Origin of the sequence: Larkinella sp. VNQ87 (genome assembly GCF_049445795.1) — a bacterium.
Lineage (GTDB): Bacteria > Bacteroidota > Bacteroidia > Cytophagales > Spirosomataceae > Larkinella.
Map to the genome: position 1 here is coordinate 393,485 of NZ_JBMSDT010000005.1, position 25,015 is coordinate 418,499.

Sequence of the window (25,015 nt, forward strand, 5' to 3'; positions counted from 1 at the left end):
ACAAAGTTGCAGCAATGTCAAAAAACAGATTTAGCCTAAAAGCCTTTTGTTGTAGTCAAAAGTGCTTGCCAGGAAAAATAGCCAGCTTGTTTCGGGAGTGGCCAGGCTTTGGATGATCAGGTCGTTGTGTCCGAGCGATTCCTGAATAACCTTGATGTCAGTACCCGCTTCGTGTAAATGGGTTGCATCGCTATGCCGCAGTTCGTCGTGAATACCACTATCGGTTGCAAGGCTGATAAAAATACAAGCTGTACGCTTCTGCATTTTATCACCAGCACGCCGTAGCACCGCCCGGGCAGATGATGATGGTGTTCCGGTAGATTTTTCTTCAGCGGCACGAAAACCGAAAATCTGCATCCTGCTCTCAACGGTATTTTACCGGCTTTATCAGGACCGCCAACGAAGTGTTGCATTTTTTGCAACACTTCACCAATCACCCTCCAATCTACCAAACTCCGCACCAACTCCGTGAATTATTTCGTAATTTCGGTGTTTATCAGATACATCATTTTACAGACTCATGATTGAAAGGCCCCTAACCGACTGGTTGCCGCTGACGAAACAGGAAGTTGAGAAACGCGGCTGGGATGAAGTGGATATTGTGCTGGTATCAGGCGACGCGTACGTGGATCACCCGGCGTTTGGCACCGCCGTGATCGGTCGGATCATGGAAAGTGAAGGGTTTCGGGTGGCCATTATCGCCCAGCCCAACTGGAAAGATGATCTGCGGGATTTCAAGAAATTTGGCAAACCGAAATACTTTTTTGGCGTCACAGCGGGCTGCATGGATTCGATGGTGAACCACTACACGGCCAACAAACGCCTGCGTTCCAACGACTCGTACACGCCCGGCGGAGAAGCCGGTTTCCGGCCCGATTACGCCACCATCGTCTACACCAACATCCTCAAAAAGCTCTATCCCGACGTGCCGGTTTTGCTCGGCGGCATTGAAGCGTCGCTGCGCCGGGTGACGCACTACGACTACTGGCAGGACAAGCTGATGCCGTCGATTCTGGTCGACGCCGGAGCCGATATGCTCGTGTACGGCATGGGCGAACAACCCCTGCGCGAAATCCTGCGACTGACGCGGATGGGTGTGCCGCTGGCGTCGATGCGGAACATCAACCAGGTGGCGTTTCTGCACGACGCAAACACCGAACTACGCGAGTATAACAACTGGAATACCGTCGCGCTGGCGAGCCACGAGGAATGCCTGGAAGACAAGATCAAATACGCGGCCAACTTCAAGATTGTGGAAGTCGAGTCGAATAAATGGCAGGCCAACCGGATTACGCAGCAAGTCGGCGATCAGGTGCTGGTGATCAACCCGCCGTTCAAGACGATGGACGAAGCCGAGGTTGACAAATCGTTCGATCTGCCGTATACCCGAATGCCGCATCCGAAATACAAAAAGCGCGGGCCGATTCCGGCCTACGAAATGATCAAGTTTTCGGTGAACATGCACCGGGGCTGTTTCGGCGGTTGTAGTTTCTGCACCATTTCGGCCCACCAGGGCAAGTTTATTGCCTCGCGGAGCGAAACGTCGGTGCTGAAGGAAGTCGAGGAAATCACGAAACACCCCGAATTCAAGGGTTATATTTCGGATTTGGGCGGGCCGTCGGCCAATATGTACAAGATGAAAGGCAAAGACGAGTCGATCTGCGCCCGCTGCCAGAGCCCAAGCTGCATTCACCCGGTGATCTGCTCGAACCTCGACACCTCGCACAAACCGCTGACGGAACTGTACCGCAAGGTCGACGCCAACCCGAAGATCAAGAAAGCGTTCGTGGGGTCGGGCGTTCGATACGATTTGCTGGTCGACGATTTCAACAAGAACAACGAAGACGGCAACCACGACGAGTACATGGAGCAATTGGTGACACGCCACGTGTCGGGCCGGTTGAAAGTGGCCCCGGAGCACACCGCCGACGACACACTGCGGGTGATGCGAAAACCGTCATTCAAGTACTTCAAGCTGTTCAAGAAAAAGTACGACCTCATTCAGCAGAAGCACAACCTGAATCAGCCGCTGATTCCGTACTTCATCTCCTCGCACCCCGGCTGCGAAGAAGCCGATATGGCAAACCTGGCCGCCGAAACCAAGGACATGGGCTTCCAACTGGAACAGGTGCAGGACTTTACGCCCACGCCGATGACGGTGGCCGAAGTGATTTACTACACGGGCGTCCATCCGTACACGCTGAAACCGGTCAAAACCGCCAAAACCCGCGACGAAAAACAGGCGCAAAACCGCTATTTCTTCTGGTACAAACCCGAATACAAAGACTGGATTCGGCAGCGACTCACAAAGCTCAACCGCCCGGATTTGCTCGAACGGTTGTTGGGTAGCCCGAAAAGCGAAAAAACCGGCAAACCCGGTTTTTCGAGAAATTTTTCGAAGAAGAAAAAGCGGTAACCGATCATCCCGACGGTAGGAGGGATCTTCGAGCGCCCGAAGAATGTCAGTCTCACCCGTAGATCCCTCCTGCCGTCGGGATGACAAAACGCGCTTATGATAGCGCCAAAAATAGTCACTCCCAAACTTCCGTCGGGAACGGTTTTTCCAGCAAATACCGGTAGATAAACCGGGCGGTTTCGGCCTGGGCGTGTTTGCCTTTGGTGCCAAAACCGTGTCGCGCCCCCGGATAGACCATGAACTCGAAGTGCTTGCCGAGGGTTTCGAGCTTATCGACCAACTGAATGGAATTCTGCATATGCACGTTGTCGTCCATCGTGCCGTGCACAATCCGGAGTGTGCCTTTCAACCGGTCGGCGTAGGTCAGCACGGAGCTTTCCTGGTAGCCTTTGGGGTTTTCGGCGGGCGTATCCATGAAGCGTTCGGTGTATTCGGTGTCGTAAAGTTGCCAGTCCATGACACCGAAGTTGGCAATGCCGTGCGTAAACACGTCGGCGCCCCGCGTCAGGGCCAGGGCCGTCACGTAACCGCCGTAACTGCCGCCCGTAATGGCTACTTTGCTGGGGTCGACCAAGCCTTTGTCGATCAGCCACTTGACCACGGTGCCGTAATCTTCCAGTTCCCATTTGCCTAGATTCCGGTGCATAAAATTCTGACCGGTTTTCCCAAAATGCCCCGACGCCCGGTGGTCGATGGCGACTTGCAGCAAACCTTCCTGTGCGTACCATTGCGAAGCCGGTAGGTACGCCCAGCGGTCGTAGACCGAACCGGCGTTGGGTCCACCGTAGATGCTGATCAACACCGGGTAGCGTTTGCCAGGATCGAAATTTGTGGGGTATTTGATTGTCACCGGCAATTGAAAACCGTCCGCCGTCGGCACGCGCACCAGTTCGGTCCGGGCCACGGCAAGCTTGTCGAAATCAGCACCTTTCGCATCGCCCAGCTCGCGAATCAGCTTGCCGGTTTTATCGAGCAACGCCATCTTCGGCGGAGTTTGCAGGTTGGAGTAGGTGGTGATGAAATAACTGCCGCCGGGTGACACCTGTACCTGGTGGCTGAAGTCGCCGAATGTGAGCCGTTGCAGCCCCTTGCCGTCGAGTTTTACTTTGTAGAGATCGATCCGGGCCGAATTTTCTTTGCGGGCCGTGAAGTACACCAGCCCGTTTTTTGCGTCGATTTCCGAAATACCCGTGACGGTGTAGTTTCCGCTCGTCACCGGGTTTTTTAGCTTGCCGTCCATCGTGTGCAGGTACAGGTGCATCCAGCCCGATTCGTCGCTCATCCGGATAAAGTGCTTGCCGTCGCTCAGGAAATGCACGTTCGTCAGCCAGTCGACCCAGGTTTTCTGGCTCTCGCTGACGAGTTCGGTTTTACGGCCCGAAGCCGGGTCGATGGCAAACAGCTTCAGGTTGTCCTGCCCCCGGTTTTTCCACTGCATCCAGAGCGATTTCGAATCCGGCGTCCAGAACGGCGTTCCGAAGTAGTGATCGTCGTTCGGGGCAAAATCGGCCCAAACCGTCTGGCCGGTCGCGACTTCCACGATGCCCATTTTGACCAGCGGGTTCGGGTCGCCCGATTTCGGATACCGCTGACTTTCCAGATAACCGTGCTGCCCGACGGCCCCGGCAATCGGAAAAACCGGCACCTTCGCTTCGTCGAACCGCATGAAAGCCAGGTACTTGCTATCCGGCGACCACCAGAACGCTTTGTGCTGCGTACTCCGGCCTAACACTTCCTCCCAATACAACCAGGCCGCGTAGCCGTTGTAAACCGTCTCGGAGCCGTCGCTGGTCAGGCGTTTTTCCTGGTTATCCGTCAGATTTTTGAGGTAGAGATCTTTGCTTTCGCGGGTGAACGCCAGCCATTTACCGTCGGGCGAAAACGTAGGATTTTGCCCTCCTTCTCCCGTGAGGGCCGATGTAGGCGGGTAGATCTTCCAGTCGCCTTTGGGTTGATAGTCACTTTCCTGGCCGGTTTTTACATCGACCGCGTACTCTTTCTGGTTTTTAACCAACAAATAATGCGAATCGTCGGCCCAGCCCCGGACGGTCGGTAACAGTTTCAACAAGCCGGTTTTTTCCGATCCGAATACCTGGGCTGCGGAAAAAGGCTGTTTTTGAGCGATTAAAGGGGAGGCAAGCAGGAAAAACGACAAAAAAATCGAAAAGCGCATGAAAAGCCGAATCGTTTAGGTTGATGAAAAGCCCGGTTTTGTTCGGGCCGACAAAAATTAATGATTTTTGCCATAAAACCAATACCGATTCGACACACCAACTCGGCCCGGCGCAGGATAGCCCGGACAAAGACGGGGTGTGTTCAGTCGTCGGGAATAAAGAGCGCCCTTATTGTTTGACCGCGATCTGCGAACTGGTCAGGGCTTTGATTTCGTCGTCCAGCACGGTTTTCAGAATCGTCAGCACATCAGCCGCCAGCAGTTTTTCGCCATCGTCGACGAAGCGGGTGTACGATTCATACAAAATCTGGCAACGGCGCTCGAAGCGCGTCGAAGGCGTTAGGGAAATGGTCGTAGCCTGGCCTTTGAATTGTCCAGCAATAATTGTTTCTCGGGTTTTGGTAAAGAGGTTCATCATCTAGGTAGAATTAGGAAAGCATCTCGCTTCGGGGGCGTTTAGGGGATCAATCAAACTATTGCTTGTGCAAGTTATATTTTTTTAGCAAAAACTATTCATGCGACGTCCTAATTATCGTTCAGAGCAAGTCTTATGCCAGTTTCGGAGCAATTTTGCCGGGATTGCACAGTGGCTGATCGAAACTTTTCTGTGAAATTGGCCGGGAATCATGTTGTTTATCAGCAGACTGTGTATCTTCAGTCTGTTGTCCCTGTCGATACGAGGGACGTGTTGATTCCTTTTTACCAAAACCTTACATCCATGAAAAAGCTCACCTGCCTGGCGGTTTCGCTGCTTCTTTCGGCCGCTTCTTTCGCCCAAACCTGGACGGTCGACAAAGCCCACGCCAAAGTCGGTTTTACGGTCACGCACCTGCTGGTGTCGGATGTCGACGGAAATTTCAAGACGTTCGACGCTAAAATAACATCCTCAAAACCCGATTTCACCGACGCCGTGGTGGAATTGACCGCCGATGTCAACAGCATCGATACCGACAACGACCGGCGCGATGCGGATTTAAAGAGCGAAAAGTATTTCGATGCCGCCAAGTTTCCGACGCTGACCTTCAAAAGTACCTCATTTCAGAAAGTGGAAGGCAAAAAGTACAAAGTGACCGGCAACCTGACGATGCACGGCGTGACGAAACCGGTGACGCTGGACGTTACGCTCAACGGCCCGATTACGCACCCAATGAACAAGAAGGAAATCGCCGGTTTCAAAATCGCCGGGGAACTCAAACGCTCCGATTTCGGCATCGGAACCGGCACGCCCGTGGCCGTCGTCAGCGAAGAAGTGACCATTCGGGCCAATGCCGAGTTTATCAAGAATTGAGTAAATACCAGCCCAAACGCTAAAGAACCCGGACAAGCCCATCACAGGCTTGTCCTTTTTATTAGTTTTGCGATCATATTCCTCCTTAACGCATGAAAAAACTAGTCACGTTAACCACCCTGCTCCTGAGCTCTATGGTCCATGCCCAATCCCCCAAAGAAATTATGTATGTCGGTACGTACTCGACACGCGGCAGCGAAGGTATTTATGTACTGGAATTCGATCGCGCGAAGGGGACATTGACGCAGATTCAGACGATTTCCAACGCCAAAAGTCCGTCGTTTCTGGCGATTCACCCCACCGGGCAGTACCTGTATTCGGTCAACGAAGCAGCCGCCAATTCGGGCGGTGTCAGTTCCTACGCCATTGAACCCAAAACCGGCAAGCTGACGATGCTGAACAAGGAATCCTCGCACGGACGCGGTCCCTGCCACATCGCCGTCGACCAGACCGGCAAGCTGGCGTTCGTTTCCAATTACGGCGGAGGGACGTTTACCGTGCTGCCGATTAAAGCCGATGGCTCGTTCGGCCCCGCCACCGACACGCTTAAGTATGAAGGCAAAGGCCCGAATGCCCAGCGGCAGGAAAAACCGCACATTCACTCGGCTACGGTTTCGCCCAACAACCGCTTCGTGTACGTCTGTGACCTCGGCACCGACAAGATTTACATTTACGAATTCGATCTGGCGACCGGTAAAGTAAAACCGGCCGCGACGCCCTTCGCCAGCGTGTCGCCCGGTTCGGGGCCGCGCCATCTTGCCATCCATCCGAACGGAAAATACCTGTACGCAGTCGAAGAACTGACCTCCACTGTGGCCGTGTTCGCGCTCAACAGCAAAACCGGCGCGCTGACGCTGCTGCAGGACAATGTCAAAACGCTCCCGGACGATTTTACGGATAAAAACACCAGCGCCGACATTCATACCGACCCGAACGGTAAATTCCTGTACCAGTCGAACCGGGGGTACAACGCGCTGGCCATGCTGTCGATTGCCAACGACGGCAAGGTGACGCTGCTCGGCCAGCAGCCGACCGAGGGCAAAACGCCCCGCAACTTCCTGATCGACCCGAAAGGCGAATACGTTTTTGCGGCCAACCAGGACACTGACAATATCGTCGTGTACAAACTCGACAACAAAACCGGCAAACTGACGCCGACCGGTACGCAGGTGAACGTTCCGTCGCCGGTTTGTCTCAAACTGTTTACGGTGAAATGACGTCGTTTGAAAAACCGCACTGGCAAAAGCGTTGAAGGAATAGGAGTCAAACCGGCGAATTCCTGGGTATCAAAAATTCGCTGACGGCGGCTCCAATGACATAACTATTGACCGAGTTCAGCACCTGGTCGTGGTTGGCGTCGAGCACGTGCTCCTCAAACTGGGCGTTCGTGTACGGTTTCCAGCCAAAATCGGGGCGGATCTCGTACTGAAACGCCGACGAATCGCTCGCCCGGAACAACAGAATCGGGCAGGAAACCGGTGTCTCGACCCGAATGGCCCGGACATACTGCCCGACCGCCGAAAAACAAGCCTCCTGCCAGTTCGCGGAGGACGTGGTTCCAACGGGGATGTCGGGTTTTGCGACGAACCGCTTCTGATACCGGTTCACGGCCCGCTGCCAGCTTGCCCGCCAGTGGACGGACGGATCAGCTTGCAGCCCCGCCAGGACCTTTCGCCCGATGCGCCCGGCATCCTTCCGCAGCGATTCCCCGAATGTGACGCGCCGGTACAGGGGCGTGTCGAGCAACACCAGCCGACGCAAAGCCGGTTTTCCTGCTTGCTCCAGCGCCAGCGCAACCCGGTAAGCCACCAGCCCGCCAAACGAAAAACCGATCAGCACACGGTCGGCAGATTCGGCAACGACCTGTGCGATTTCCTGAATCAACGTCAGAAACGGAATCAGCTCGCCCTCGGCCGTATACGGCTCGTAATGAACGAAATACAGATTACTCAGCCGGTTCAGTGAGCTTTCGATCCAGCGATACATGCGCCGGTCGCCGGGCAGGGGCGGAATGAAATACACCGATGGGCGATGCGGCTCGGGCTCGTTCAACGGGATGCACTGAACCGGCTGCTGCCCGTGGCCCGCTACGTACTGCGCCAGCGCTTTGGGGCTGGTGTACGAGAAAGCGACCTGCACAGGGAACGTTTTGCAAAGCCGGTTTTCCAGGTGTGCCAGGCAACTTTCGGCGGTCAGCGAATCGCCACCCAGGTCCTGGAAAAAGTCGTCGTAGGCCGACACCTCCTGCTTTAGGCCCAGTTCCTGCCGCCAGATGGATTGAATGAGGAATACCAAATCCGGTCTTTCGTTTTCCACAATCCGGACCGGCTGCCGGGCCTCAATTTCGGGCCAGGTTGCCAGCCGCGTCCGGTCTACTTTCCCGGTTTTGGTCAGCGGCAGGGCGTCGAGCAGCACATAGCGGTCGGGGCACATGAGGGCGGGCAACCGTTGCGCCAGCGAGCGCCGGAGCCGCGATTCGTCAAAACCGGGTTCGACACACAAAAAGGCTTTCAGCAAAGGACGGTCGGCGGAACGGGTGTCGTACACGACGGCGGCATTCAGCACGCCCGGTTCGCCTTTGAGTTCCTGTTCCACCTGAATCAGACTTACTTTCTGTCCGTTAATCTTAACCACAAAATCGGTCCGGCCGCACCAGAACAGATAACCATTATCATCCAGAAAACCCAGGTCGCCGGTGGCGTACTGCACCCAGCCGTCGGCATCAACCCAGTAAGCACGTTGGGTCGCATCCGGCCGGTTCGGATAGGCCGACGGAATGTGCCGGGCCGTTACCACGATCTCGCCCATGTGCTTCGGTGGTAGCTGTTCCCCGGTTTCGGAACGGATTGATACCGCCCGACCGACGACTGGTTTTCCCACCGAAAACAACGCATCCGAAACCGGCGTATCGACCCGGATTTTGTGTTCGGAAATGGTCCGGGTTTCCGTGGTCGCGTAGGCCACTTGCAGGACCGTGTTGGCCGGAAAGCGGTCTTGAAAACCGGTAATATCGTCGGGCCGCACGGGCTCGGCTCCGATGGACAGCATTCGCAGGCCTGTCAGGTTTTTCAAATCCGGTCCGGTTTTTAACAAGGCTCGAAACGTGCTGACCGACAGGCTGCTGAACGAAATGTGCTGCTGTTGCCAGAACGTCGGCAATGACAGGACACCCGCCGTTTTCAGGTCGTGAAACACCACCGTCGCGCCCGTCAGCAGGGCCGGAAAAAGACAGGCCAGCGACGCACTGAATTCGAGCGAAAAGAGCAGGTCAATCCGGTCGGTATGCGAAATATGGTTGTCAGCAATTTGCCGCAAGGTGTCGGTTAATACACTCTGGTGCGAATGAATCACCTGCTTGGGCGCGCCCGTACTGCCTGAGGTTGTAAAGAGGCAAAACGCATCCGTCGGGCGGACCACCGGACATAAATCTGTGTCACGATCGACTGGTTCCAGCGCAGCAGGTGTCAGGGTTATCCGCCTGGATTGCTCCGAAAACCGGATTGAAAAGTCGCTGATGACAACCGCACCTTCCGGCAGCAAATCGGGCAGTTCGCCCACCGGTAGCCGAACCGAATGGTAGTAATTGCCCGACAGTAGCACGCCCAGTAAAGCCACGACGTGTTCGACCGGATCAGTGAGAAAAACCGGAATGCATGTCTGGTAAACCCTCCGATTTATTAAGGCCTTCGCATACTGCGTAGCCCGTCGAAACAAAGCCTCGTATGAAACCACCCGGTTGCCGTCGACCAGGGCTGTCTGGTTTGGGTCGCGCCGGACGACCGCCGTCCAGCGTAACCGGAACTCATCGTTCATACACACGGTAGCATTTATACGGTAGCAGCCCGACGCGCAGCATGTTCCGGTAGCTGGCCCCCCCTTCGTAGGCCCACGAAATCACGCTCCGGGCGTTTTGCGCATTCGACCAGTTCAAGCGCGTCACGAGGGCCGTTGTGTGGTAGCCGTTGTTGCGAAATGTGGGCAGAATAGCTCCTCCCGCCAGAAAAAAATGCCCGTCTGAACCGTACAAAACCGCAATCCCGACCGGGTCGCTACCGTTGGTGACCCGAAACAAACCCAGGTTCGGTCGGCCCAGCAGTTGCCGGAAATTGGTTACGACGGTTTTGGGGTTTTTCTGTTCGGATTCAAAGGCGGTCAGGTAATCCTCGGTAAAGGCAGCAATCGTCTGGCCGCAAACCGGTTCGAGTTGCAGGTTCGCCGTTGCTGGCATTGGTCGGAGCCGACGAATAGGGTCCTGAACCGCCATAAGCCGTTCTTTCAGCACATAACCCTGGTTGGTTAAAAATCGGTAGTGATCGTCTTGGCTGAGCGCTTCGTCGACGAGCAGTTTGTGATGGTCAATCTGTCGGCTGGCGTAAAACGTCTGCGCATGTTCAAGCACATCATCCAATTGTGCGGGTTCGTGGCAAACGCAGTAATTGAAGTAGCCAACGTCCGTGAACGAGAGCAGCAAATGGCTGGCGTGCGACTCAACACTGATTTTATCGGCATTACCGGCCACACCGGCATAACACCGAAGTCGTTCGATGTCGTAGGTAAAAAATAACTCCATACACGTGTTAACGGAGGTTTAGGAACAGATGGCGGCTTAGAACCAAGCATTAAGGCTACGAAATAAAGAAAACGGTTACAGATACCGGGCCAATTCACGAAAAGATTTTGAAAAATTTTACCGCCATTTTTCAATCGTGAAACTTTACCGCCGGAATTACGTTTTAAGGATATAACTCATCTGAAGGAAGGATATTGACGGAAACGTGGACTATCCTTACCAACAGATGAATTCAAAAGCCAGATGAATAGCATCATCTGGCTTTTTGTTTGCCGTCTACCGGTTTGCGTCTCTCGTCGTGGGTATTAATTTTACGGTTTAAGACCATAACTAACCTACGGATGCAGCGCTTTCTCCTTTCTTTTTTTCTTTTCACACTCATTCTCCTTGGCTCGTTTAACGGCTTCGTTTCAACGGTCCAGGCCCAATCGAAATCCAAAAAATACGTGTTGATTGGCTACGTTGGCGGAGGGGGCTGGACCAAGAGCGACATTGAGGCTCAGAAACTAACGCATATCAACTACGCGTTTGCCGTTCCGGCGCAAAACGGCGAACTGGCTCCGATCCGGGCGAAAGATTCGGCCAATTTGGCGACGCTGAACTCGCTGAAAACCGTCAACAAAGACCTGCAAATTCTGATTTCGATTGGCGGGTGGGGTGGCTGCCGGTATTTTTCGGATGCCGCGCTGACCGATGCTTCCCGCAAAAAATTCGCCCGGAGTGCGGTTTCGTTTCTAAAAAAACACCGGCTCGACGGCGTTGACATTGACTGGGAATATCCCGACCAGATCGGTGAAAACAACATTTTCCGGCCGGTCGACAAGCAGAATTTTACGCTTCTGCTGAAAGAACTACGCGATCAACTGGACGAGCAGGGTCAGAAAGACAAGCGGCCTGCGTCGCGGCATTACCTGCTGACAGCCGCCACCGGGGGCGACACGGCGTTTGTGAACCACACCGAACTTGGCAACGCCCAGAAGTACCTCGATTACGTCAACATCATGACGTATGACCTCTACCACGGCAACGACAAAAAAACCGGTCACCACAGCCCCTTGTACCAATCGGAACTCAGCGACCGGTCACGGAACAGCTCCGACGATGCCGTCAATGGCCACATCAAAGCCGGAGTTCCGGCGAGCAAGATTGTGCTGGGTTTGCCGTTTTACGGGCGTGGCTGGACGGACGTGAGCCCCGTCAACCGGGGGTTGTTCCAGCCTTCGGCAGGTAAGCACATGAGTCCTAATTACTACGACCTGGTCGCGAATTACATCAACAAAAATGGCTACACCCGGTATTGGGACGAAAAGGCCAAAGCGCCGTATTTGTGGAACCCGGAAACGCGCACGTTTATCTCCTACGCCGACAAGGAGTCGATGGTGCATAAGATTGACTACGTGAAATCGAAAGGGCTGGCGGGGGCTATGTTCTGGGAGTATACGCTGGATTTAAAAGAAGATAAGCTGCTGGACGTGCTGGTTCGGGAGTTGGGGAAGTGAAATTACCCCCAATCCCCTAAAGGGAGCTTAAACATCCGGATTTTTTGAGCCCCTTTAGGGGGTTGGGGGTGAAATGTAGACAACTTTCAAACAACCTGCACCGCCACTGCGTAATAGTCGATGACAGGGGCACCGGCAAAGTAGCCCTTCATTTCGGCGAGCACATTTTGCAGAAAACCGTTCGTTTCGGCATTGTGTCGGGCTTCCTCCGATTCCCAGAGGGTTACCATCAGGCATTTGTTGGTCGAGGAATTGGTTAAAAACCGGCTGTTCTTGAAACCGTCGAGGGTTTTGAGGGCGGGACCCACAGAGTCGCGGAAATAAGCCGTTGCTTTTTCAAGCGCATCAGGCTGCAAAGAAACCTGAATAACACGTGCGTACATAACAGGAAAGGGTTAAGGGACAAAGAATCAGGTGGTAAGGTACACAGTTATGCCGCATTGTCGTATTATTTTATTGTAAACTTGCCGCTAATCTTAGCCAGTTGCCCGACTGGAAATACGCGCGGCTGTTACCTTTACGCCCTTAACCCGCAAAACGCATGAAAACGGTTTTTTTTCGCTCTTTTTTGTCTGTATCGCTCAGTGCCTGCTTAACGGTGTGTAGTATGGCCCAAACCAAAGTCATCGCCCACCGGGGTGCCTGGAAAAATACCGGCGCTCCGCAAAACTCACTTGCGTCGCTGCAACAGGCCATCAAGCTTGGCTGCTATGGCAGTGAGTTTGACGTCCACATGACGGCCGACTCCACGCTGATCGTCAACCACGACCATACCTACCAGAACGTCAACCTTGAAACCGCCCCAGCCGCCGACATCCAGGCCCTGCGACTCAGCAACGGCGAACCGCTGCCAATGCTGGAAAGCTACCTGAAAGAAGGACTGAAGCAGAAGAAAACCCGGCTGATTCTGGAAATCAAGGCGTCGAAGGTGAGCAAGGCGCATTCGCTGGCGCTGGCGACCAAATGTGTGCAGGCCGTGAAAGCGCAGAAAGGCCGCAAATTGGTCGACTACATCAGCTTTGATTACGATGTCTGCAAGAAGGTGAAAGAGCTCGATCCGTCGGCCAACGTGGCTTACCTGATGGGCGACAAAGCGCCGGAACTCCTGGCCGCCGACGGGCTATATGGACTGGATTATCACTACAGCATCATGAAGAAAAACGAGAACTGGATTCAGGATGCGCACCAGAAAAAATTGACCGTCAACGTCTGGACCGTCAACGACCCCGAAACGATGGCCTGGCTGCTGGAACGCAAAGCCGATTTCATCACGACCGACGAACCGGAAAAACTGCTTGAAATAGCGAAATAAAGAGAGGTTAGACAAGAGACAAAAGACAAGGAAGTACGTCAGGACGTGCCTGATCTTCTGTTTTCCCGTCTATTCTCGCTTGTCTAACCTCTCTTGTCTAAATTTTACTCTCCTTTCACCTTTCCGGCCATCAGCGCCACACACAGGCCCATTCCGGCGATGATCGTGAACGAAAGGCGCAGGCTGGCCCAACCGGCCACAAAACCGATCAGGGGAGGCCCCATCAGGAAGCCCAGAAAACCGATGGTCGAGACAGCCGCCAGGGCCACGCCCGGCGACATCACCGTCGACTTTCCGGCGGCACTGTACACCAGCGGCACCACCGACGATACCCCAAAACCCACCAGGAAAAAGCCGAGAATGGCCGTGCTCAGGTAAGGCAGCGCTACCGAAACCAGCAAACCGCTCGCAATCAGAATCCCGCTGACTTGCAAAGTGCGTTTCAGGCCGTAGCGCGTGGCAAACCAGTCAGCAATAAACCGGCCGAGAGCCATCGTGCTCATAAAAGCCGTGTAACCGGCCCCGACCATCGCTTTATCGGCCATCACCACTTTTTTGAAATAAACCCCGCTCCAGTCAAACATGGCGCCTTCGCAGATCATGGCACAGAATGCGATGATGCCTAGAATCAACAGCGCTTTGTCCGGTTTGGCAAAAAGGGGCTGATCACCGTTGGTATTTGCATCTTCCGGAAGAATGTAGCGGGAAGCAATTGCCAAAGCTGCCAGGGCAAAAAACAGAATGGCCGCAAAATGCTGGTAAGGCACCACACCCGCGCCAATCATGAACGCGCCGATCATGGCCCCCGCAAAACCGGCCAGGCTCCACAACCCGTGGAAGGAAGCCATCACCGGACGCTGATACAAGGCTTCGACGCCCACGGCCTGCGTATTGATGGCGATGTTTGCCATATTGCCAAACAGCCCGAACACAAACAGACAGCCCATCAGTTGCAGGGTGCTCTGCGCCAACCCCAGGCTCAACAGCGTCAGGGCATACAATCCAACGGCCAGCGTGGCTACTTTGCGACTCCCGATCTTCGTGGTCAGCCAACCGGCCATCGGCAGGGAAACCATCAGGCCCGCCGGTAAGGCCAGGAGGACACCGCCCAGTTCGGCATCCGACAAATTTAGTTTCTGCTGGATACTCGGAATGCGCGAAGCCCAACTGGCAAACGATAAGCCCTGTAAAAAAAACAAAGCGCCCACGGCGCTCCGGCGGATGCTCCGTGTAGAAAGCCGGGGTAATGATAGGTGGGATGCAGTAAAATTCATTCTAGAAAAAAGTCAATATTCAGGTTGTATTCAAATTTCATGTTCAGAAGATGAAGAACAAAAATAGCTTAATTTTCAGGCGAAAATCTATTTTTATTTGACCATAAAATCAAATTTTCCAAAGTTAAGTTCTTAGATTTAGTCAATTCTGGGAGAGTTTGTAAAGAATGTACGGAAAGTCCAAAAACCGGTTCTGAAGAGTCGGCGGTGTCTGTGCCGTTCGGGTTGCGTGTTTAGCGAAGAATTGCAGTTACGCAAGAATGGGGTGCCGGTGAAACGGTTTTTCCCGGTCAAAAAGATACCGGTACGTAACCAGCACCCGGCTTTGTTCGGCCCCCAGATTGCGGGAAATATTCAGCATTTTAGGATTGAAATCGCCCTGCCACTGAAGTTCGACTTCCCGGTACCGCGTGGAAGCTTTGATAACTTTTTCGGCTTCGACAATCATGAAATAATCAATGCCTGTTCCCTGCCATTCCGGAACGATTCCGTAAACCAGCCCAACAAACCGGGTACAAACGCCCCAATACTTCAGCGCCATAAATTTAAGCTTTGCCCAGGCATTGAATTGGCCATTCAAATAGGCGACAAGCTGGTTCAGGTCGGGAATGTTGATCCACATGGCTATGGGTTCCCCTTTTTGGTAGGTAAACCAGATCAGTTTTTCGTCTACAATCGGTTCCATCGACTTGAACAGCCGATAGGCCTGCTCGCTACTGATTTCTTTGTTGCCTTCGTGTTTAGACCAGGCTTTGTTATACACCGTGCTGAAATCCGATGCGAACTTGCGAAGCTGGCTTTTCTTTAAATGAACAGCCTGAAAATCAGGATTGTTGGAAAAATTCTGGTGAGCTTCATAAAACTTGGGTTGTAACTGGTTCAACTGAGCCGCAACCGACATCCGCCAGCAGATCTGATTGAAAAAATTCTGAAAACCGTATGTTTCAAACAGGTTCTGGTAGTACGGCGGATTATAATTCATAGTGTAAAGCGGAGGATCAAACCCCGAAACGAGCAGCCCCCACCACTTATCCCGTTCACCAAAATTGATGGGTCCGTCCATCGCTTCCATGCCCCGGTCCTGCAACCACTGTTTGGCTTTTTCGAATAAAACGTTGGCGGCCTGCTGCTGATCGATGCACTCAAAAAAACCGATTCCACCCACCTTGACGTCATCTCCTTTATTTTTATACCGGCGGTTGACAAAAGCCGCTATCCGACCAATCGTTTTCCCTGCCTCATCCGTAAGAATCCACCGAATAGCCTCGCCGGACTTAAAGGTTTTGTTTTGCTGCGGATCGAACACCGAACGCACATCCTTGTCCAAAGGCCTGATCCAGTTGGGGTTGCCCTGGTTAATTTGGGTGTGTACCTTCAGAAAATCCGTTTCGTGTTGTCGGGTTGTAACCTCTATCAATTTCATAGGTTGTATCGTCTAGCTCTCAAAACCGGCAATAATCGTCTAAAGGTAGGAGTTACCTAACAACGGCGGGCATGCCGGGGGCGAAACTTGCCGTTTACGCCGATACTCAAAAAACATTTTTGACTACCTGTTGCACAACTTTTTCGGCTAGTTTTGCGGCATGAAGTCGCTGATTTGTCTGGTACTGAGCGTGCACTTGCTGGTGTTGTCCGTCTGGCCCTGCGCCGACGGCTGCCTGAAGCTGCGCGCTGATAAACAGACGACGGTCACGCTCACTACCGATGATCATGCGCACGACGGCGCCGACCCGGATCTGTGTTCGCCGTTTTGCGGCTGCGCCTGCTGCGGTACGGTGTTAGCGGCTGGCCCGGTGTTTCAGTTCGCCTTCGCATCGGTTTCTTTCCTCTCCGCGCGGTACACCAACTTTGTACCGACCTTGCCTACAGCCCCGGTTTCGTACTGGCAACCACCCCAAATCGGCTAAAACAGGATACGTGCGCCCAATCGGTTCCGTGCAACCGGGTTGCATCTCCCGCCATCGTCCGGCGGTTACTCCCTTGTTTTATGCTTACTAGTTACCGGTATGCTGGATTCCATTATCCGCTTTTCCATTCAGAACAAACTCCTGGTCGGTCTGTTCACACTTGGCCTGATCGCGTGGGGCGGTTTTTCGCTCAGCCGATTGCCCATCGACGCCGTTCCGGACATTACCAACAACCAGGTTCAGATCATCACCCGCTCGCCCGCGCTGGCGGCTCCGGAAGTCGAGCGGCTCATCACGTTTCCGATTGAGCAGACGATGGCGACCATTCCCGAAATCGCCGAAATTCGCTCGTTTTCCCGCTTCGGCCTGTCGGTGGTCACCATCGTTTTTCAGGAATCGACCGACCTCTACTGGGCGCGGCAGCAGATCAGCGAACGACTTTCGACGGCCCGCAGCCAGATTCCGGCCGGTACGGGCGAACCCGAACTGGCACCGGTGACGACGGGCCTGGGCGAAATTTACCAGTACGTCATCTACGCCAAACCGGGATACACCGAAAAGTATTCACCGACCGAACTGCGCACCTTGCAGGACTGGGTGGTCCGGCGGCAATTGCTGGGCACGCCCGGGGTGGCCGATGTCAGCAGTTTCGGCGGCTTGCTGAAGCAGTACGAAATCGCCATCGACCCCGACCGGCTGCGCTCCTACGGATTGAGTATTAGCGATTTGTTTACGGCTTTGGCCCATAACAACCAGAACACCGGCGGGGCTTACATCGACAAAAAACCGAATGCCTACTTCATCCGATCCGAGGGGCTGGTCGGCAACCTGGCCGACATTGGCCGGATTGTGATTCGCCGGACGCAGGGCGGTGCGCCGGTGCTGATTCGGAATGTGGCCACTGTCCAGTACGGGTCGGCCATCCGCTACGGCGCACTCACCCGCAACGGCGAAGGCGAAGCCGTCGGGGCGCTGGTGCTGATGCTGAAAGGCGAAAACGCCAACGAGGTGATCGGGCGGGTCAAAAACCGCATAGAGCAGATTCGCCGGACGCTGCCTGAGGGTGTTGATATTCACGCCTTTCTGGACCGGAGTGAGTTGGTCGGCCGGGCCATCAACACGGTTTCCCGCAACCTGATCGAAGGGGCACTGATCGTCATTTTTGTGCTCATCCTGTTCCTGGGCAACTGGCGCGCCGGGCTAATTGTCGCGTCGGTCATTCCGCTGTCGATGCTGTTTGCCTTTGGAATGATGCGGGTGTTCGGCGTGTCGGGCAACCTCATGAGCCTGGGGGCCATCGACTTCGGTCTGATCGTCGACGGCGCGGTGATCATCGTGGAAGCCACATTGCACCAGTTGCAAAGAGCGAGAGAGCGAAACCGGGCCGCCGGGCGGAGTGAAAGAGCGAATTCCAAGACGACGCATAAGCCAATCACTGAAAGATTGGAGCTTTCCGGCTCTCGCTCTTTCGCTCCGCCCGGCGGCCCGGTTTCGCCCTTTCGCTCTTTCACCCTTTCCCAGGCCCAAATGGATCAGGAGGTCTTTGAAGCGTCCAGCCGGATTCGGACTTCGGCGGCTTTTGGCGAAATCATCATTCTGATTGTGTATTTGCCGATTCTGGCGCTGGCGGGCATAGAAGGCAAGATGTTCAGGCCCATGGCACAGGTGGTCAGTTTTGCCATCGCCGGGGCGTTTATCCTCTCGCTGACGTACGTACCGATGATGTCGGCCCTGGTGTTGAGCAAAACCGGGGTAACGAAACGAACCATTTCCGACCGCCTGATGGACTTTTTTCATCGGTTGTACGAACCGGTTATTCAGGGGGTCATGCGCCGGAAAACGTTGGTTCTGAGCTTGTCGGTTCTGTTGCTGGCGGGTACGGGCTGGCTCTTCACCACGCTCGGGGGCGAATTCATCCCGACGCTCGATGAAGGCGATTTTGCGGTCGAAACCCGGGTGCTGACGGGCTCGTCGCTTAGCCAGACCATCGACAAAACGTTGCAGGCTGAACGAATTTTGAAACAACAATTCCCGGAAGTGAAAGAAGTGATCAGCAAAATCGGGTCGGGTGAAATCCCAACGGACCCCATGCCCATCGAAGCGGCCGATTTGATGGTGATTCTCAAACCGCGTTCGGAATGGACCTCGGCGACGGATCGGGAAGAACTGGCCGATAAAATGGCTGAAGCGCTGGAAGTGTTACCCGGCGTGACGTTTGGCTTTCAGCAGCCGATTCAAATGCGGTTCAACGAACTGATTTCGGGAGCGAAACAGGACGTGGCCGTTAAGATTTTTGGCGAAGACCTCGACGAACTGACCCGGCTTTCGAAGCAGATCGGAGCTTTGGTCAGGAAGGCAGAAGGAGCGACGGATGTGTACATCGAACAGGTGCAGGGGTTACCACAGATCGTCGTGAAGCTTGACCGGGAAGCCCTGGCCCGCTACGGCCTGGCCGTCGACGACATAAACCGGACCATCAGCACGGCTTTTGCGGGCGAAAGTGCGGGGCTGGTCTACGAGGGCGAACGGCGCTTCGATCTGGTAGTTCGGCTGGCGGGCGAAAACCGGCAAACCATCCGGGATGTGCAAACGCTGACGATTGCCAGTGCCGACGGCCCGCCGGTTCCGCTTTCGGAAATAGCGACCGTCGAACTTGTGCCCGGCCCGAACCAGATTCAGCGCGAAGACGCCAAACGACGGCTCACCATCGGCTTCAACGTGCGGGGCCGGGACGTGGAAAGCGTCGTGACGGAATTGCAGGGCAAAATCCGTCAGCAAATCCGCTTCCCGACGGGCTATTACGTGACCTACGGCGGGCAGTTCGAGAACCTGATCGATGCCCAGAAACGGCTACAAGTGGCGGTTCCGGTGGCGCTCGGGCTGATTTTTCTGCTCCTTTTCCTGACGTTCCGCTCGCTCCGGCAGGCGTTGCTCATTTTCTCGGCCATTCCGCTGGCGGCCATTGGTGGCGTGTTTGCGTTGTGGGTGCGCGGGATGCCCTTCAGCATCTCGGCGGCTGTCGGCTTCATCGCCCTGTTTGGTGTGGCGGTTTTGAACGGCATTGTGCTTCTCTCCGAATTCAACGACCAGCGTCGGAACGGCGTTACCGACTTACAGGAGGCTATTTTTCGGGGAACCCGCATCCGGCTCCGGCCCGTGCTGATGACCGCCACCGTGGCCTCGCTCGGTTTTCTGCCGATGGCGCTGTCGAATACCGCCGGGGCCGAAGTCCAGAAACCGCTGGCAACGGTCGTCATCGGCGGCTTGATCACGGCTACTTTACTGACCTTGTTCATCCTGCCGGTTTTGTATTACCTCATCGAAAAGCGATTTGGGCAACGGGATGAGTCGTTGCGGCCCCAACCCGAAGCGATGGCGGCAGGCTGCTGGCCTTTCATCGGATTGCTGACATTGGGACTGTTCTCGGTTTCGACCAACAGTATGGCACAAACACCCCTGACACTCGACCAGGCATTGAAGCAAACGTTCCAGAACAATCCGCAGGTCCGGGTGTCGGCGCTGAATCAGTCGTACCAGCAGGCGCTGCGCGGCACGGCGACGGCCATCGACAAAACCGACATTCTGGTCACGGCCGGGCAGTACAACAGTCGCTACGTCGATCAGTCGCTGCAAATCGGACAGCGGCTTCCCGCCCCGGCTCTGATTCGCAGCCAGAAGGCGCTGGCCGACGCCCGCATTGCCGGGGCCGAAGCCGAAAGCCGGGTGACGCGGCAGGAACTGGCGTTTCAGGTCAAAACCGCTTATTACGGGTTGATGTATCTGCAAACTCTGCACCGCGAACTGCTCCGGCAGGATAGCTTGCTGAGCGTGGTGGTTCGGGCGGCTGGCGTCCGGCGACGCACCGGCGAAGGCTCGTTGCTCGAACAAACGGCCGCCGAAGTAGAGTCCCGCCAACTCCGGCTCGCCCTCACCCAAAACCGCGCCGATCAGCAGATTCAGGCCCAACGGCTGCAAACGCTGCTGAGAGCCGCCCAACTACCGGCAATCAGCGACTCAGTGCTGACCGCCCGGGCCATTCGCTTGCCGGATTCGGCGGTTTTCCGGCAAAACCCGGAACTGGCGCTGCTGCGGCAACAGATCGAAACCGCCCGGCGCGAAACCGAGGTGGAGCGGGCGCGCTTAAAGCCGGATTATTCGGTCAGTGTGGTCAACCAGTCCTTGCGGGGTATTCAGACCATCAACGGTACTGACCGGTTTTATACGGGTGTCGACCGGTTTACGTACGGGCAGGTCGGCATTGCGATTCCGCTTGTCGCCAAACCGCTGCGAGCGCGGGTCCGGGCCGCCGAATTGGGCCAGCAACGCACGGAAGCCCAGCTTATGGCCCGCCAGCGAAGCCTGGAAGGAGCCTGGGCAGAATTGTTGCAGACCTACCGCAAAGACCGCGAAACCCTAACGTACTACGAAGAATCGGCCCTGCCGCAAGCTGCGCTGATCCGGCAGCAGGCCGAGCGGGCATACCGCGCCGGAGAGATTGGGTACATCGAACTGTTCCAGAACCTCCGCACGGCCAGCGGCATCCAGACGGGCTACCTGGCCGCGTTGAACGCCCTGAATCAAACCATCATTCACCTTGAATACCTCCTGGGAAGCACCGAACCATGAAACATAAACGGACTAGATACCTGTTTTTCCTGCTGATCGCCAGCTTTGGTTTGAGCCTGTTGGCCTGTCAGCAAAAACCGGATACCGCCACCGAAACGCCGACCGAACCGACTGAAAAAACCGACGAGCATTCCGACGAACACGTGGAAGGGCTGGTCGAACTGACCGACGAGCAGTTTAAAACCGTCGGCATCCGGCTCGGCGGACTCGAACAGCGGACGCTCAGCAACCTCATCCGGGTCAATGGTGTTATCAATGTGCCGCCCCAGCAGCAGGTGTCGGTGTCGACGCCCTACGGCGGCATTCTAACCTCGACGCCCCTGGTGCCGGGCCAGTCGGTGCGGCAGGGGCAATTGCTGGCGATGCTCGAAAACCCGGAATTTATCCGCTTGCAGCAGGAATACCTCGAAACCGCCAGCCAACTGGAGTTTCAGGAGCAGGAATACGACCGCCAGCGCGAACTGAGCCGCGAAAATGTCGGCACGCTCAAGACGTTTCAGCAGGCCACCGCGCAGGTGAAACTGCTCCGCGCCCGGGCCGAAGGGCTGCGGCAGCAACTGGCCCTGCTTGGCGTGTCGATGAAAGACCTGTCGGCGGGCAACATCACGCGGGCGGTGGCCGTTCGTTCCCCGATTACCGGAACCGTTACAGAAGTGAACGTAAACCGGGGGCGGTTTGTCAATGCCAACGACGTGTTGTTCGAACTGATCAATACGACGGGACTTTACGCCGAATTGACGGTTTTTGAGGGCGATATTGCCCGGGTGCAGGTCGGGCAGCGGGTGCGGCTTTCGGTCGTTGGCGAAACCGGCCGCGAACGGATGGGCCAGATTCGGTACATCAACCGCGAAACCGGGGCCGACCGGACTGTGCGGGTTTACGCGGCTCTCGAAAAACCGGATGCGCAACTCCGGCCCGGCACGTTCCTGAAAGCCCTGATCGAGACGCTGTCGGCTCCGCAACCGGCCCTGCCCGAAGGAGCCGTGGTTCGGTCGGGCACGGTTTCGCAAGTGTTTGTGTACGAAGGAAAAGAAGAGCACGAGGGCCTGGTTCACCACCAGTTTCGGCCAATCCCGGTGCAGGCTGGGGTGAGCGAAAACGGCTACCAGGCCGTCACGCTGCCTGCGTCTGTTAAAAAAGATGCAAAAGTGGTCGTTGCCGGAGCCTACGATTTGCATTCGGCCCTGAACAATTCGGAAGAAGAAGGCGGCCACGTTCATTAACAGGAAATGACATGTTATTTAACTTATTGATTGGCAGTATTTTGCTTGGAGCGGTTCACGCAGCCATTCCGAACCACTGGCTTCCGGTGGCCCTCATCGGGCGCAGCGAAAGCTGGTCGCTGCGCGAAACCCTGGGCGTGGCGGCTCTGAGCGGTTTTTTTCATACCCTCAGCACGGTCGTTCTGGGTGTGCTGATCGGAGCCATCGGCGTTGAGTTGTCCGAACGGCTGGAAGACCAAACCCGCTGGATTGCCTCGCTCCTCCTGATTTTCATGGGGTTGGTCTACTTCGCCGTGCATAATCCCCACAGCGCCCACGAACACGTTCCGAAAGGCTTGTCGGGTCGTTCGAAGGGAGCCATCATTGGCACGCTGGCGCTGGCGATGCTGCTCTCGCCCTGTCTGGAAATTGAAACGTTCTTCTTTACGGCCGGTACGCTGGGCTGGGCGGCCGTGGCTACGCTGAGCATCGCCTACACGGTGGTGACAATCGGCTGCATGGTCGGGCTGACGGCCCTGTCGTTCCGAGGGCTGGCGCAACTGCACTGGCACTGGCTCGAACACCACGAAAAACAGATCACCGGCGGCATCCTGATTGCCCTCGGTATCCTCAACTTCTTCATCGAACTCTAAACGATATGGCAACCCATCACAATCATTCCCACGACGGGCACGACCATGATCACAACCACGAGGCCCTGGACCTGGTCGAAACCGACGCATCGGGTCCGGAAACGGGCGGTTCGGCCCACGCGCATTCGGTTTGGGAAAAGCTGGGCGAATACGGACCGGTTAGCCTCAGTCTGGCGCTGTTGCTGGGTGGTCTGGCGCTGGATCAGTACGCGGTCGACTGGTTCCGGGACCCCTGGCGGTTTATCTGGTATCTGGCCGCTTATTTACCGGTCGGCTGGCCGGTGTTGCGCCGGGCCGTTGCCAACATCCTGAAAGGCAACGTCTTCACCGAGTTTTTTCTGATGGGCGTGGCTACCATTGGCGCGTTCGCCATTCGGGAATACCCCGAAGGCGTGGCCGTCATGCTGTTTTACACCATCGGCGAACTGTTTCAGGATGCCGCCGTGCTGCGGGCGCGCCGTTCCATCAAGGCCTTACTGGACGTTCGGCCCGATACGGTTACGGTGTTGCGCAACGGAAAAACCGTATCGACCAAAGCCGCTCAGGTCAAAATCGGCGACATTGTTCAGGTAAAACCGGGTGAAAAAGTGGGACTGGACGGCAAGCTGCGCTCCGAAACCGGCTCGTTCGACACGGCGGCCCTGACCGGCGAAAGCGTTCCGCGCACCATCACCCGGGGTGAAGACGTACTGGCAGGCATGATCAATCGGCAGACGTTGGTGGATATGGAAGTCACCACACTTTACCAGGATTCCAAGCTCTCGCGCATTCTGAAACTCGTGCAGGAAGCCACCAGCCGCAAGGCCCGGACGCAGGAGTTCATTGCCCGGTTTGCCAAAATTTACACCCCGATCATCTGCGCGCTAGCCCTGCTGATCACTGTCATTCCGTACTTTTTCGTGACGGAGTACCGGTTTCAGGACTGGCTGTACCGGGGGCTGGTTTTTCTCGTGATCGGCTGTCCGTGCGCTCTGGTCATTTCTATTCCGCTGGGCTATTTTGGCGGCATTGGAGCTGGGTCACGGCAGGGGATTCTGTTCAAAGGGTCGGTTTTTCTGGATCTGATTACGCAGGTCAAAACTGTGGTGATGGACAAAACAGGCACGCTGACCCAGGGTGTTTTCCGGGTGCAGGAAGCCAAAGCGGAAACGCTTTCCATCCGGGAACTGACCCGGCTGACGGCTTCGCTGGAAAGCAAATCGACGCACCCAGTTGCTACGGCCATCCTGACCTACGCGGGCACCAACGAGCCGCTGTTGCCGGTCGAAAACGTCGAAGAAATTCCGGGCCAGGGTCTAAAAGGCGTCGTTGGCGGGAAAACCGTGCTGGCCGGAAACGTCAAATTGCTCCACAACGTCAACATTCCCTTCGACAACGCCCTCACCGCCATTCCGTTTACGGTCGTGCTGGTGGCCGTCGACGGGCAGTTTGCCGGGTACTTCACGATTGCTGACGAGGAAAAACCGGATGCCGCCGAAACTGTCCGACAATTGCACCGGATGGGCCTGAAAACTGTCATGCTGTCGGGCGACAAATCGGCGGTGGTGCAGGCCGTGGCTGCGAAAGTCGGCGTCGGGGAAGCCCTCGGCGACCTGCTGCCCGAAGACAAAGTGCGCGAGGTTGAGCGATTGAAACGGGCGTTGAGCAGTAATCCGAAGGCGAAACTGGCTTTTGTGGGCGACGGAGTCAACGACGCGCCGGTGGTGGCCCTGGCCGACGTGGGCCTGGCGATGGGCGGATTGGGTTCCGACGCGACCATCGAGACCGCCGACGTGGTGATCCAGACCGACCAGCCCGCGAAGATTGCCGTGGCAATCCGGATCGGGAAGGCCACGCGGCAGATTGTCTGGCAAAACATCACGTTGTCGCTGGTGGTCAAGGCGATTGTGCTGCTGCTGGGTGCGGGCGGGCTAGCCACGATGTGGGAAGCGGTTTTTGCTGACGTGGGGGTCGCCCTGCTCGCGATTCTGAACGCCGTCCGGGTCCAGAATTTGAAGTTTTAAGTACCCACGGACCGCCGGGCGGCCCCGTTTAGTCCGTGTTTTGGAGTTTATTCTCTCAAATTGGTCATTCTAACTCACACGGACTAAACGAG

At 55.7% G+C, this 25,015-nt stretch carries 18 protein-coding genes; 10 read left to right on the forward strand and 8 right to left on the reverse strand.

Annotated features, from left to right (window positions below):
- Positions 1-30 precede the first annotated feature (30 nt).
- Positions 31-357: a tyrosine-type recombinase/integrase gene (locus ACO2Q8_RS11165; RefSeq protein ID WP_423344886.1), complete on the reverse strand. Its 327-nt coding sequence runs from the start codon at positions 355-357 to the stop codon at positions 31-33.
- A gap of 163 nt (positions 358-520) precedes the next feature.
- Here ACO2Q8_RS11165 and ACO2Q8_RS11170 point away from each other — a divergent pair, with 163 nt between their 5' ends.
- Complete coding sequence (locus tag ACO2Q8_RS11170; protein ID WP_423344887.1) at positions 521-2,416, forward strand: YgiQ family radical SAM protein; 1,896 nt, start codon at positions 521-523, stop codon at positions 2,414-2,416.
- A gap of 115 nt (positions 2,417-2,531) precedes the next feature.
- Here ACO2Q8_RS11170 and ACO2Q8_RS11175 read toward each other — a convergent pair whose 3' ends face one another.
- Positions 2,532-4,589, reverse strand: a complete 2,058-nt coding sequence (locus ACO2Q8_RS11175) for a S9 family peptidase (protein WP_423344888.1) — start codon at positions 4,587-4,589, stop codon at positions 2,532-2,534.
- A 169-nt stretch (positions 4,590-4,758) separates the two neighbouring features.
- The gene (locus tag ACO2Q8_RS11180; protein WP_423344889.1) at positions 4,759-5,007 is read right to left on the reverse strand and encodes a hypothetical protein; all 249 of its coding nucleotides are present in this window, start codon (positions 5,005-5,007) and stop codon (positions 4,759-4,761) included.
- A 300-nt stretch (positions 5,008-5,307) separates the two neighbouring features.
- On the opposite strand from ACO2Q8_RS11180, the gene ACO2Q8_RS11185 reads away from it, so the two are divergent.
- Positions 5,308-5,877: a YceI family protein gene (locus ACO2Q8_RS11185; RefSeq protein WP_423344890.1), complete on the forward strand. Its 570-nt coding sequence runs from the start codon at positions 5,308-5,310 to the stop codon at positions 5,875-5,877.
- A 92-nt stretch (positions 5,878-5,969) separates the two neighbouring features.
- Positions 5,970-7,094, forward strand: coding sequence for a lactonase family protein (locus ACO2Q8_RS11190; protein WP_423344891.1), 1,125 nt, complete (start codon positions 5,970-5,972; stop codon positions 7,092-7,094).
- A 46-nt stretch (positions 7,095-7,140) separates the two neighbouring features.
- On the opposite strand, the gene ACO2Q8_RS11195 is transcribed toward ACO2Q8_RS11190, so the two are convergent.
- Together ACO2Q8_RS11195 and ACO2Q8_RS11200 are read right to left on the reverse strand one after the other, a co-directional pair.
- A complete protein-coding gene (locus tag ACO2Q8_RS11195) occupies positions 7,141-9,690 on the reverse strand; it encodes an AMP-binding protein (RefSeq protein ID WP_423344892.1) in 2,550 nt (849 codons plus the stop codon).
- Complete coding sequence (locus tag ACO2Q8_RS11200; protein ID WP_423344893.1) at positions 9,680-10,447, reverse strand: hypothetical protein; 768 nt, start codon at positions 10,445-10,447, stop codon at positions 9,680-9,682. The genes ACO2Q8_RS11195 and ACO2Q8_RS11200 overlap by 11 nt, the downstream gene beginning before the upstream one ends.
- Positions 10,448-10,788: 341 nt before the next feature.
- Between ACO2Q8_RS11200 and ACO2Q8_RS11205 the strand changes: the two genes are divergently transcribed.
- On the forward strand, positions 10,789-11,946 hold the full coding sequence (locus ACO2Q8_RS11205) for a glycoside hydrolase family 18 protein (protein WP_423344894.1): 1,158 nt from the start codon (positions 10,789-10,791) through the stop codon (positions 11,944-11,946).
- Positions 11,947-12,032: 86 nt separating this feature from the next.
- Here the strand turns inward: ACO2Q8_RS11205 and ACO2Q8_RS11210 are convergent, their stop codons facing one another.
- Positions 12,033-12,329 (reverse strand): antibiotic biosynthesis monooxygenase family protein, encoded by a 297-nt coding sequence (locus ACO2Q8_RS11210; protein WP_423344895.1) that lies wholly within the window; start codon positions 12,327-12,329, stop codon positions 12,033-12,035.
- A 224-nt stretch (positions 12,330-12,553) separates the two neighbouring features.
- On the opposite strand from ACO2Q8_RS11210, the gene ACO2Q8_RS11215 reads away from it, so the two are divergent.
- Positions 12,554-13,258: a glycerophosphodiester phosphodiesterase gene (locus ACO2Q8_RS11215; RefSeq protein ID WP_423344896.1), complete on the forward strand. Its 705-nt coding sequence runs from the start codon at positions 12,554-12,556 to the stop codon at positions 13,256-13,258.
- 104 nt (positions 13,259-13,362) lie between these two features.
- Here ACO2Q8_RS11215 and ACO2Q8_RS11220 read toward each other — a convergent pair whose 3' ends face one another.
- Together ACO2Q8_RS11220 and ACO2Q8_RS11225 are read right to left on the reverse strand one after the other, a co-directional pair.
- Positions 13,363-14,532, reverse strand: a complete 1,170-nt coding sequence (locus ACO2Q8_RS11220; RefSeq protein WP_423344897.1) for an MFS transporter — start codon at positions 14,530-14,532, stop codon at positions 13,363-13,365.
- Positions 14,533-14,782: 250 nt separating this feature from the next.
- Complete coding sequence (locus ACO2Q8_RS11225) at positions 14,783-15,955, reverse strand: hypothetical protein (protein WP_423344898.1); 1,173 nt, start codon at positions 15,953-15,955, stop codon at positions 14,783-14,785.
- A gap of 160 nt (positions 15,956-16,115) precedes the next feature.
- Here ACO2Q8_RS11225 and ACO2Q8_RS11230 point away from each other — a divergent pair, with 160 nt between their 5' ends.
- The 5 genes from ACO2Q8_RS11230 to ACO2Q8_RS11250 all read left to right on the forward strand — a co-directional run bounded on the left by ACO2Q8_RS11230 (position 16,116) and on the right by ACO2Q8_RS11250 (position 24,923).
- Positions 16,116-16,439, forward strand: a complete 324-nt coding sequence (locus tag ACO2Q8_RS11230) for a DUF6660 family protein (RefSeq protein ID WP_423344899.1) — start codon at positions 16,116-16,118, stop codon at positions 16,437-16,439.
- Positions 16,440-16,538: 99 nt separating this feature from the next.
- Positions 16,539-21,065, forward strand: coding sequence for a CusA/CzcA family heavy metal efflux RND transporter (locus ACO2Q8_RS11235; protein ID WP_423344900.1), 4,527 nt, complete (start codon positions 16,539-16,541; stop codon positions 21,063-21,065).
- The gene (locus ACO2Q8_RS11240; protein WP_423344901.1) at positions 21,062-22,288 is read left to right on the forward strand and encodes an efflux RND transporter periplasmic adaptor subunit; all 1,227 of its coding nucleotides are present in this window, start codon (positions 21,062-21,064) and stop codon (positions 22,286-22,288) included. Before ACO2Q8_RS11235 ends, ACO2Q8_RS11240 begins: the two co-directional genes overlap by 4 nt.
- A gap of 11 nt (positions 22,289-22,299) precedes the next feature.
- A complete protein-coding gene (locus ACO2Q8_RS11245; protein ID WP_423344902.1) occupies positions 22,300-22,920 on the forward strand; it encodes a hypothetical protein in 621 nt (206 codons plus the stop codon).
- A 5-nt stretch (positions 22,921-22,925) separates the two neighbouring features.
- Positions 22,926-24,923, forward strand: a complete 1,998-nt coding sequence (locus ACO2Q8_RS11250) for a heavy metal translocating P-type ATPase (RefSeq protein WP_423344903.1) — start codon at positions 22,926-22,928, stop codon at positions 24,921-24,923.
- Positions 24,924-25,015 lie beyond the last annotated feature (92 nt).

What these genes read in the sequence shown, in the direction of transcription:
- ACO2Q8_RS11165 (WP_423344886.1), bottom strand. Translation starts at nt 357, where the DNA reads ATGCAGATTTTCGGTTTTCGTGCCGCTGAAGAAAAATCTACCGGAACA.
- ACO2Q8_RS11170 (WP_423344887.1), top strand. Translation starts at nt 521, where the DNA reads ATGATTGAAAGGCCCCTAACCGACTGGTTGCCGCTGACGAAACAGGAA.
- ACO2Q8_RS11175 (WP_423344888.1), bottom strand. Translation starts at nt 4,589, where the DNA reads ATGCGCTTTTCGATTTTTTTGTCGTTTTTCCTGCTTGCCTCCCCTTTA.
- ACO2Q8_RS11180 (WP_423344889.1), bottom strand. Translation starts at nt 5,007, where the DNA reads ATGATGAACCTCTTTACCAAAACCCGAGAAACAATTATTGCTGGACAA.
- ACO2Q8_RS11185 (WP_423344890.1), top strand. Translation starts at nt 5,308, where the DNA reads ATGAAAAAGCTCACCTGCCTGGCGGTTTCGCTGCTTCTTTCGGCCGCT.
- ACO2Q8_RS11190 (WP_423344891.1), top strand. Translation starts at nt 5,970, where the DNA reads ATGAAAAAACTAGTCACGTTAACCACCCTGCTCCTGAGCTCTATGGTC.
- ACO2Q8_RS11195 (WP_423344892.1), bottom strand. Translation starts at nt 9,690, where the DNA reads ATGAACGATGAGTTCCGGTTACGCTGGACGGCGGTCGTCCGGCGCGAC.
- ACO2Q8_RS11200 (WP_423344893.1), bottom strand. Translation starts at nt 10,447, where the DNA reads ATGGAGTTATTTTTTACCTACGACATCGAACGACTTCGGTGTTATGCC.
- ACO2Q8_RS11205 (WP_423344894.1), top strand. Translation starts at nt 10,789, where the DNA reads ATGCAGCGCTTTCTCCTTTCTTTTTTTCTTTTCACACTCATTCTCCTT.
- ACO2Q8_RS11210 (WP_423344895.1), bottom strand. Translation starts at nt 12,329, where the DNA reads ATGTACGCACGTGTTATTCAGGTTTCTTTGCAGCCTGATGCGCTTGAA.
- ACO2Q8_RS11215 (WP_423344896.1), top strand. Translation starts at nt 12,554, where the DNA reads ATGGCCCAAACCAAAGTCATCGCCCACCGGGGTGCCTGGAAAAATACC.
- ACO2Q8_RS11220 (WP_423344897.1), bottom strand. Translation starts at nt 14,532, where the DNA reads ATGAATTTTACTGCATCCCACCTATCATTACCCCGGCTTTCTACACGG.
- ACO2Q8_RS11225 (WP_423344898.1), bottom strand. Translation starts at nt 15,955, where the DNA reads ATGAAATTGATAGAGGTTACAACCCGACAACACGAAACGGATTTTCTG.
- ACO2Q8_RS11230 (WP_423344899.1), top strand. Translation starts at nt 16,116, where the DNA reads ATGAAGTCGCTGATTTGTCTGGTACTGAGCGTGCACTTGCTGGTGTTG.
- ACO2Q8_RS11235 (WP_423344900.1), top strand. Translation starts at nt 16,539, where the DNA reads ATGCTGGATTCCATTATCCGCTTTTCCATTCAGAACAAACTCCTGGTC.
- ACO2Q8_RS11240 (WP_423344901.1), top strand. Translation starts at nt 21,062, where the DNA reads ATGAAACATAAACGGACTAGATACCTGTTTTTCCTGCTGATCGCCAGC.
- ACO2Q8_RS11245 (WP_423344902.1), top strand. Translation starts at nt 22,300, where the DNA reads ATGTTATTTAACTTATTGATTGGCAGTATTTTGCTTGGAGCGGTTCAC.
- ACO2Q8_RS11250 (WP_423344903.1), top strand. Translation starts at nt 22,926, where the DNA reads ATGGCAACCCATCACAATCATTCCCACGACGGGCACGACCATGATCAC.